The organism is Rhodopseudomonas sp. BR0C11 (assembly GCF_010820945.1).
Classification (GTDB): domain Bacteria; phylum Pseudomonadota; class Alphaproteobacteria; order Rhizobiales; family Xanthobacteraceae; genus Rhodopseudomonas; species Rhodopseudomonas palustris_H.
Genome location: NZ_QTKI01000191.1, coordinates 1 through 8,755, shown reverse-complemented (window position 1 = coordinate 8,755; position 8,755 = coordinate 1). Strand labels below are relative to the sequence as shown.

Annotated in this window: 6 protein-coding genes and 1 pseudogene; 5 read left to right on the top strand and 2 right to left on the bottom strand. The window is 65.0% G+C overall.

What is annotated here, in order from left to right:
• Window positions 1-200 precede the first annotated feature (200 nt).
• The 4 genes and pseudogenes from ihpA (at window position 201) to DYI24_RS15350 (ending at window position 6,065) form a co-directional block, all read left to right on the top strand.
• Window positions 201-1,472 carry a divalent metal ion exporter subunit IhpA gene (gene ihpA / locus DYI24_RS15365; protein WP_164572908.1) on the top strand — a complete coding sequence of 424 codons (1,272 nt, stop codon included), beginning with the start codon at window positions 201-203 and terminating at the stop codon, window positions 1,470-1,472.
• Window positions 1,469-2,464, top strand: a complete 996-nt coding sequence (gene ihpB, locus DYI24_RS15360) for a divalent metal ion exporter adaptor subunit IhpB (protein ID WP_164572907.1) — start codon at window positions 1,469-1,471, stop codon at window positions 2,462-2,464. Before ihpA ends, ihpB begins: the two co-directional genes overlap by 4 nt.
• A 30-nt stretch (window positions 2,465-2,494) precedes the next feature.
• Window positions 2,495-5,685, top strand: a pseudogene (locus DYI24_RS15355) (efflux RND transporter permease subunit).
• Window positions 5,686-5,696: 11 nt separating this feature from the next.
• Window positions 5,697-6,065 (top strand): hypothetical protein, encoded by a 369-nt coding sequence (locus DYI24_RS15350; protein ID WP_164572906.1) that lies wholly within the window; start codon window positions 5,697-5,699, stop codon window positions 6,063-6,065.
• Between the two features lie 60 nt (window positions 6,066-6,125).
• Here the strand turns inward: DYI24_RS15350 and DYI24_RS15345 are convergent, their stop codons facing one another.
• Window positions 6,126-6,395 (bottom strand): DUF2249 domain-containing protein, encoded by a 270-nt coding sequence (locus tag DYI24_RS15345; protein WP_164572905.1) that lies wholly within the window; start codon window positions 6,393-6,395, stop codon window positions 6,126-6,128.
• 73 nt (window positions 6,396-6,468) lie between these two features.
• Window positions 6,469-7,374 (bottom strand): ferritin family protein, encoded by a 906-nt coding sequence (locus DYI24_RS15340; RefSeq protein ID WP_164572904.1) that lies wholly within the window; start codon window positions 7,372-7,374, stop codon window positions 6,469-6,471.
• Between the two features lie 199 nt (window positions 7,375-7,573).
• Here DYI24_RS15340 and DYI24_RS15335 point away from each other — a divergent pair.
• The coding region (locus DYI24_RS15335) for an FMN-binding protein (protein WP_349627783.1) at window positions 7,574-8,755 on the top strand (1,182 nt) is incomplete at its 3' end.

The window sequence follows — 8,755 nt, the reverse complement described above, 5'->3', positions numbered from 1 at the left end:
ACGGTTGCTTCTCGGTGTCGCTGCCGAGCCCGAGCGTCGTCGCGACCGCGGCCGAGCTCGCCACTGCGCCCATGCACTATGAAGACGCCGCACGCCGCAGCGTTCAGCGTGGAATCGAACCTCCGCCACCAAAAGCCCTGATCTGAACATGACCGCTGGGCGCGACGCGCCCTCAATTCGTCGTTCGTCAGGTCTTCATCATGTTGTCTTCGATCGCCACGCGGCTCGCGTGCGCGGCCGTCTTGCTCGCCGGCTTTGTGCTGGCGGGAGAGGCCCGTGCGCAAACGCTGACTATGGGCAACGCGCTGCAGCGCGCCCTCAACGCCAGTCCGCGGCTCACCGCCGCCGAACGTGACGTCGGCATCGCGCGGGGCCAGCGCATTCAATCCGGCGCGCTGATCAATCCCGAGATCTCCTACGAGCAGGACAATTCGTTCGGCTCAGGCGCGTATCGCGGCACGCGGTCGGCGGAGTCGACGCTGCAGATCAGCCAGATGTTCGAGCTGTGGGGCAAGCGCGACGCCCGCATCGCCGCCGGGCAGGCGGGGCTCGATGCCGCCTCCATTGGTCGCCAGGCGGTGCGGCTCGAGGTGCTGTCGGAGACCGCGATCGCTTTCGTTACGGTGCTCGGGCTGCAGCGGCGCATTCAGATCCTCGACGAGCAGATCGCCGCGATCGACGCGATCACGCCGCTGCTGCAGCGCCGCGTCGAAGCCGGCGCATCGTCGGTGGCGGAGACCGGCCGAGCCGAGGTCGCTTCCGCGCTGGTGAAGGCAGATCGCGAACGCACTCGGTCGGCGCTCGCTACCGCCCGGCGGGAGCTGGCGATCTTGATGGGCGATACAGCGCCGAAATTCGCTGCGGTCTCCGGCCGGCTCGAAGCAATCGGCAAACCACCGGCATTTCAGTCCGTGATCGCTGCGATCGACGCCAATCCGCAGCTGGTGCGCTGGAAGGCGGTGTATGCGCAGCGCAACGCCGAGCTTTTGCTGGCGCGCCTCAAGCCGTATCCGGACGTCACCGTGGCGGCCGGCTGGCGCCGCTACAACGAGACCGGCGACAACGCTGTCCGCTTATCGGTGTCGGTGCCGATCCCGCTGTTCGATCAGAACCAGGGCAACATCCTGTCGGCGCAGGAGAGCTTGGCCAAGACCGCGGCGGAACGACAGGCCAATCGCAATACGCTGATCGTGATCGCGGGACGGGCCTACGACTCGCTGCAAGGCTCGCTGCGCGAGCTGGCAATCTTGCGCGACACCGCGATCCCGAAAGCCAGGGATGCCGCCGCCGCGATCTCCGAAGGTTACGGCCAGGGGCGCTACTCGCTGCTCGAAGTGCTCGATGCCCAAGGCAGCGTCGCGCAGGCGCGGCTGCGCGAGCAGGAGGCGCAGCAGAATTTCCATGTCGCCGTCGCCACCATTGAGGGGCTCGTCGGCAATCCTTTCGCATTGGCGCGGGGAGGCGCGCGATGATGAAACCGTTGATGTTGATCTGTGGTGCCGCCGCGATGTTTGCGCTCGGTGCCGCCGTTTCCGCCTACGCGCCGATCGGATCGCGCCAGCCGGCCCAGCAGGCTGCGAAGGACTCGAAGGGACACAATCACGCCGAGGGTGAGAAGGGCCATGGTCATGAGGGCCACGGCGAGGAGGGTGCGGTCGAGATGAGCGACGCCAAGGTCGCGGCCTCAGGCATCGAGATCCGCACCGCCAAAGCGGAGACGCTGTACGAGTCGCTGGTGCTCAACGGCATCCTGCAGCCCAACCAGGAGACGCTGGTGCAGGTCACGCCGCGGTTCCCCGGCGTGGTTCGGGAGATCAAGAAGCGGATCGGCGACACGGTCGAGAAGGGCGAGCTGCTCGCCAAGATCGAAAGCAATCAGAGCCTCAGCGTCTACGAGATGCGTGCGCCGATCTCCGGCACTGTGATTGATCGCCAGATTTCGCTGGGCGAATACGCTTCCGAGCAGAAGCCGGCGTTCATCGTCGCCGATGTCTCCACGGTCTGGGTCGACCTGTCGGTGTATCGGCGCGATCTGCCGCGGGTGCGGATCGGCGACAAGATCCTGATCGACGTCGCCGACGGCGGCAAGCCGATCGAGGCCAGCCTGTCGTACATCTCCCCGGTCGGCAGCAGCGATACGCAGAGCGCGCTCGCCCGTGCCGTGGTGCCGAACGATGCGCTGCGCCTGCGCACCGGCCTGTTCGTCTCGGCGCGGCTGATCCTCTCGGCCAAGCCGGTGCCCCTCGCGGTGCGAGCCTCGGCGATCCAGACTGTCGAAAATCGCAGCGTGGTGTTTGTCCGCAGTGGCGACAAGTTCGAGGTGCGCGACGTCGAGCTCGGCGACCGCGATGCCGAGAATGTCGAGGTCGTGTTCGGCTTGCTCGATGGTGATCGCTACGCCGCAGCCAACAGCTTCGTGGTGAAGGCAGAGCTCGGCAAGGGATCGGCCTCCCATGAGCACTAATGTGGTCGCCTCGGTTCGCGGAGATCGCGCATGATCGACCGGGTTCTTGCATTCTCCGTCCGCCAGCGCTGGCTGGTGATGATCGGCGTGCTGATGATGGGCGCGTTCGGCGCCTGGAATTTCACGCGGCTGCCGATCGACGCGGTGCCAGACATCACCAACGTCCAGGTTCAGATCAACACCAACGCGCCCGGCTATTCGCCGCTTGAAGTCGAGCAGCGGATCACCTTTCCGATCGAAACCGCGATGGGCGGGCTGCCGAACCTCGTCAACACGCGGTCGCTGTCGCGCTACGGATTGAGCCAAGTCACCGTGGTGTTCAAGGACGGCACCGATATCTACTTCGCCCGGCAGCTCGTCAACGAGCGCGTGCAGCGCGCCAAGGATGTGCTGCCGATCGGAATCGAGACCGCAATGGGACCGGGCTCGGCGAAATCTACATGTACACCGTCGAGGCGAAGCAGGGGGCGACGCGCGCCGACGGCAAGCCGTTCACGCCCAGCGACCTGCGCACCGCGCAGGACTGGATCATCAAGCCGCAACTGCGCAACGTCCCCGGCGTCAACGAAGTCAACACGATCGGTGGCTTCGCCAAGCAGTTCCACGTGCTGCCCGATCCGGCGAAGCTGATGGCCTATCGCCTCAGTTTCCGCGACGTGATGACGTCGCTCGCCAGCAATAACGCCAATGTCGGCGCCGGCTACATCGAGAAGAACGGCGAGCAGTATCTGGTGCGCACGCCGGGGCAGGTCAGTGACGTCGAGGAAATCCGGCAGATCGTGATCGGCTCGCGCAGCGGCGTGCCTGTGCGGATCATGGATGTCGCCGAGGTGAAGGAAGGCACCGACCTGCGCACCGGCGCTGCGACGCTGAACGGACAGGAGGTCGTGCTCGGCACCGCGATGCTGCTGATCGGCGATAATGGCCGCACCGTGGCACAGCGGGTTGCCGCGAAGCTGCAGCAGATCGAGAAGTCGCTGCCGGAAGGTATGTCGCTCCGCGCGGTGTATGACCGCACCCATCTGATCGACGCCACCATCGCGACGGTGGAGAAAAACCTCGTCGAGGGCGCACTGCTGGTGATCGCGATCCTGTTCCTGATCCTCGGCAACTTCAAAGCGGCGTTTGCCACTGCGTTGGTGATCCCACTGGCGATGCTGTTCACCATCACTGGGATGTTCGAGAACAAGGTCAGCGCCAATTTGATGAGTCTCGGCGCAATCGACTTCGGCATCATCATCGACGGCGCCGTGATCATCGTCGAGAACTGCCTGCGGCTGCTGGCCCACGAGCAGCAGCGGCAAGGCAGGCTGCTGACCCGTCAGGAACGGTTCGAGACCATCATCGCCGGCTCGCGCGAAGTGATCAAACCGAGTCTGTTCGGCACGCTGATCATCGCGGTGGTGTATGTGCCGGTGCTGACGCTGACCTGCGTCGAAGGCAAGATGTTCACGCCGATGGCGCTGACCGTGCTGATGGCGCTGCTCGGCGCCAGCCTGTTGTCGATGACGTTCGTGCCCGCCGCGGTGGCGCTGCTGGTCACAGGCAAAGTGTCCGAGAAAGAGAACTGGTTCATGCGCCTGGCGCACCGGGCGTATCTGCCGCTGCTCGATCTGGCGATCCGGTTTCGGCGGCTGATCGTCATGGCGGCCGTGATGCTCGTGGTCGTCAGCGGCTACATGGCGACGCGGATGGGCGGCGAGTTCATCCCGAGCCTGGATGAAGGCGACGTCGCGATCCAGGCGATGCGGATTCCCGCGACCAGCCTGACCCAATCACTCGACATGCAGATCGCGCTGGAGAAGCGCATCCTGGCAATTCCTGAGGTGAAGGATGTGTTCGCCCGCACCGGCACGGCGGAGGTCGCGACCGACCCGATGCCGCCGTCGATCTCCGACGGCTATGTGATGCTGAAGCCGCACGATCAATGGCCGGATCCCAAGAAGCCGAAAGCTGAGGTCGTCGAACAAATCGAAACGGCGGCCGAGCAGGTGGCGGGCAGCCTGTATGAGCTATCGCAACCGATTCAGTTGCGCTTCAACGAATTGATCTCCGGCGTGCGCAGCGATGTCGGCGTCAAGATCTTCGGCGACGACCTCGATGTGCTCACTCAGGTCGCCGGGCAAGTGCAGTCGGTGCTGCAGACCATCAAGGGGGCGGCCGACGTCAAGAGCGAGCAGGTCGCCGGGCTGCCAGTGCTAACGGTGAAGCTCGACCGTAAGGCGCTTGCGCGGTTCGGCATCAGTGTTGCCGAGGTACAGAATCTGGTGGAGATCGCGGTCGGTGGCAAATCGGCCGGGCTCGTATTCGAAGGTGACCGCCGCTTCGATCTCGTCGTCCGGCTGCCGGATCAGATCCGTACCGATATCGAGGCGATCAAGGCGTTGCCGATCCCGCTGCCGCCGGCCGAGGGGCAGGCGAAAGCCACACCGGCGGCGTTCGGCGTCTCGCCGCTGTCCCAGATGCGTTACGCACCGTTGTCCGAGCTTGCCGAGATCGTGGTGGCGCCGGGGCCGAACCAGATCAGCCGCGAAGACGGCAAGCGCCGCATCGTGGTCTCGGCCAACGTCCGCGGCCGCGACCTCGGCTCGTTCGTCGGCGAGGCGCAGCAGCTGATCGCCGACAAGGTCAAGCTGCCGGCCGGTTACTGGATCGGCTGGGGCGGGCAGTTCGAGCAGCTCGTCTCTGCGACCCAGCGCCTGACCATCGTGGTGCCGATCGCGCTTCTGCTGATCTTCCTGCTGCTGTTCATCAGCCTCGGCTCGGCGGCCGACGCACTGCTGGTGTTCAGCGGCGTGCCACTGGCCTTGACCGGAGGGATCTTCGCGCTGTTGCTGCGCGACATTCCGCTGTCGATCAGCGCCGGCATCGGCTTCATTGCGCTGTCCGGCGTCGCGGTACTGAACGGTCTCGTTATCATCACCTTCATTGAGCGGTTGCGCGGCGAGGGGCGCCGGATCGTCGAAGCGGTGCGCGAGGGCGCGCTGACGCGGCTACGTCCCGTGCTGATGACCGCGCTGGTCGCTTCGCTCGGCTTCGTGCCGATGGCGCTTGCCACCGGTGCCGGCGCCGAGGTGCAGCGGCCACTGGCGACCGTGGTGATCGGCGGCATCGTGTCGTCGACGATCCTGACGCTGCTGGTGCTGCCTGCGCTCTACATCCTGTTCCGCCGCGAAACGGCAACTGCGGGTGCCGCTACGGATCCTGTCCCTAACACTTAAGGAGCTCATCGATGAAAAAGATGCTGATCGTCGCAGCCGCGCTGTTGTTTGCCGCGCCGGCGTGGGCGCAACACGACCACCACAAGGGGCCGAACGGCGGCCCGGTCGAAGATGTCGCCGGGGTGCATGTCGAGATGGTCGCCTCGGGCAAGACCGTGACGTTCAACGTCTTCGACGAGTCGAATAAGCCGCTACCGACCAGCGGCTTCTCCGGCGCGGCCCTTCTGATCTCCGGAAGCGAGCGCGAGACGCTGCCACTCACTGCAGCCGGCACGGCGCTGAAGGCCGAGTCCAAATCGGAGATCGCCAAAGGCGCCTCGGTCAGCCTCACGTTGAAGACGGCGGACGGCAAGACCGGGCAGGCGAAGTTCAAGCCCTGAGGCAATTCGGGTGTGCGTCAGCGCGCTGGTCAGAATGCCGGCCGCGCTGTGGCGCGCCAACTATCCCAGCGCAGCTTCGCAATCTGGGATGTGGAGCGCCTTACGAAGGCTGACGTGCCAAGTTGCCGGCCCGCTCTCGAGATAGTCCCAACAGAAACTCCCGGGCCGCTTCACGTCGAACAGGTAGCGGAGCGGCCGCGGGTCGTGATCGCTGACCAGCTCCAGCCCTCGCTCGGGTGTGAGCTGGTCGAACAGGCTGAACACGATCGGGTGGCGTAGCGGCCGGGGAAACAGCCTGACGTCGATGACGGTGGTGATTTGATCTGTCATGCATGCAGCATCGCCGCGACGCCGCCCGCGATCGTTGTCGGGGCGCAAACAAAAGCGGCGATGTGACGGGCTCTTAGGATCGCTGCGAGTTGGCGAACGCGCGCAGCCGCGCGAGCCGGGCGATCGACGAGGCGGCGAGGCTCTGCGCCAGTTCCAAACCCGCCTGATCGGTGGCGCGGTCGGATTCGTCCAGATAAATCGAGGTCAGTTGCTCGGCATAGCGCACCACGCGTCGCGGCACGTCTGCCGTGGTCTCACTGTCGGATTTCCCCGGCAGCTCGGCGCTGAGAGCCGCAAGGTCGGCTGAAGCAAGGCCATTCGATGACAACAGCCGCTCTTGGTCCGTTGGCGGCAGAGTTTGCGACCAGCGCACGATCTCTTTCAGCAGCAGGCTTTCCATCAGTGCGGCCGAGGACATTTCCCCCGTCGTCTGCTCTCCTGCGTCCTCGCCTTTGCGCGATTGCTCGGCTCGCCACGCCAACCTGCGCTCGCGCCGCAGCAGGTCAGAGTCGACCAGCGCTTCTCGCGCCATTGTCTCCGCTGCGATTCGAAGCTCGGGCGCTGCGGCATGCGCGGCGACGTAGGTCCAGAACACGAAAGCTCGCTGCCGATGCCGAACGGCGATCGCCCACGCTTGGTACGGCGTGGACAGTGACGAGTCTGTCAGTTCAACGAGTTCCGATTTTGGAACCAGATCATCAACGGGGCCGATCGCGGGTGCGGCATCGGCTTCCTTGCGCGGAAGAGTCGAGCGACGTAGCTTGATCTCGGCGATCCGATCCTGTTCGCGCTCGCGCAGTGTCTCGAACACACAGCGCACAGGTTCGACACTGTGATCGCTGTCATCTGTCAGCGACGCCGCCATCTGATCATAATTCGAGGCGGCGCGTTCGGCCTGCGCTAGAGCGATGGCGTAGAGCTCGGCAAGAGTCTTCACCGCGTGCGTCGGTGTTGATGTCAAGAGCGGAGTGTTACGCATGGTCGTCTCTGGTTGAGCAGTTTAGGCATTATGTGCCGAATTTGCGCTGGCGCAAATCGGTGTCTTTGTCGGCTGCTATCGAAAGTCGACCACGCGATCCAGAACAACGGCGTTCTGTTCACTACTTGGAACCGGACCGTTGAGAAGATTGCGCCCAATCCTTGCCCTGTTTTTGTTTGTGCTCGCTTTGGCGAGCAGCGTGACGGCTGCTGATGCCGCGAGCCATCTGGGCGATTATCTCAGCCGTGCGACACCTTCCGAGCTCGTGCCGGGCGCAGACCGCTTCGGTCCGATGCAGGGCGATCCTGCGCTCGCCCCGGCGTATCAAGGCGATCGATTGCTGGGGTTCGCCTATCTGAATTCGGACTTTGTTAACGCCACCGGCTATTCCGGCAAGCCGATCCAGATGCTGATCGGCATCGATCCGAACGGCGTGATCACCGGCCTGAAGCTGGTCGATCACAAAGAGCCGATCGTTTTGGTCGGCATTCCGGAAGCCAAGATCCTCGCCGCCGTCAACAAGCTGATCGGCGCCGATATGGCGCCCGTGGCGCGTGGCAAGGCTGCGGCGCCGCAAGTCGATATCGTCAGCGGCGCCACCGTCACCGTGCTGGTGATCGGCGACAGCATCGTACGCTCGGCGACCAAGCTGATTAAGAGCGGCCGGATCGGCGGCGGGCAGGGAGACGTCGCGCAGGCGCCTCCGGTCAGCAAGACGGTCGATCTCACCAAGAGCGAGGTGCGCGATTGGGAGAGCTTGGTCGGCGACGGTTCGGTGCGCCGGCTGCTGCTGACCAATGCGGACGTCGATCAGGCGTTCGAGAAGTCCGGCAACCGCGAAGCGGCGGCTCGTCCCGAGCCCGGCGAGCCGACCGACACGTTCATCGAGCTCTACGTCGCCGATGTCGGCGTGCCGACGATTGGGCGCAGCCTGCTCGGCGATGACGGCTATCAGCGGCTGAAAGCGCGGTTGCAGCCGGGACAGCAGGCCCTGGTGATCGCCGGCCATGGCACCTATTCGTTCAAGGGCTCCGGCTACGTGCGTGGCGGCATCTTCGATCGCATCGAACTGATCCAGGACGGCAACAGCATCCGTTTCCGCGACCGCGACCACACCCGGCTTGGAGACCTTGCGGCCGAGGGCGCGCCGGATTTCCCGGAGATCGGGCTGTTCCTGGTGCCGACCGAGTTCGGCTTCGATCCGACCGAGCCGTGGTCACTGCAGCTCCTGGTGCAGCGCGTGATCGGCGCGCGCGACAAGGCGTTCCTGACCTTCGACCTCGGCTACACGCTGCCCGAAATCTATATCAAGCGCGAGCAGCGCGCCGTGACGGGGAGCGACACGCCGGCGCCGGCAGCCTCTGCGCCAGGAGCTGCCGCC

Bases quoted from the DNA above. Each gene is read 5' to 3' on its own strand.
- ihpA (WP_164572908.1), top strand. From the start codon at position 201: ATGTTGTCTTCGATCGCCACGCGGCTCGCGTGCGCGGCCGTCTTGCTC.
- ihpB (WP_164572907.1), top strand. From the start codon at position 1,469: ATGATGAAACCGTTGATGTTGATCTGTGGTGCCGCCGCGATGTTTGCG.
- DYI24_RS15350 (WP_164572906.1), top strand. From the start codon at position 5,697: ATGAAAAAGATGCTGATCGTCGCAGCCGCGCTGTTGTTTGCCGCGCCG.
- DYI24_RS15345 (WP_164572905.1), bottom strand. From the start codon at position 6,395: ATGACAGATCAAATCACCACCGTCATCGACGTCAGGCTGTTTCCCCGG.
- DYI24_RS15340 (WP_164572904.1), bottom strand. From the start codon at position 7,374: ATGCGTAACACTCCGCTCTTGACATCAACACCGACGCACGCGGTGAAG.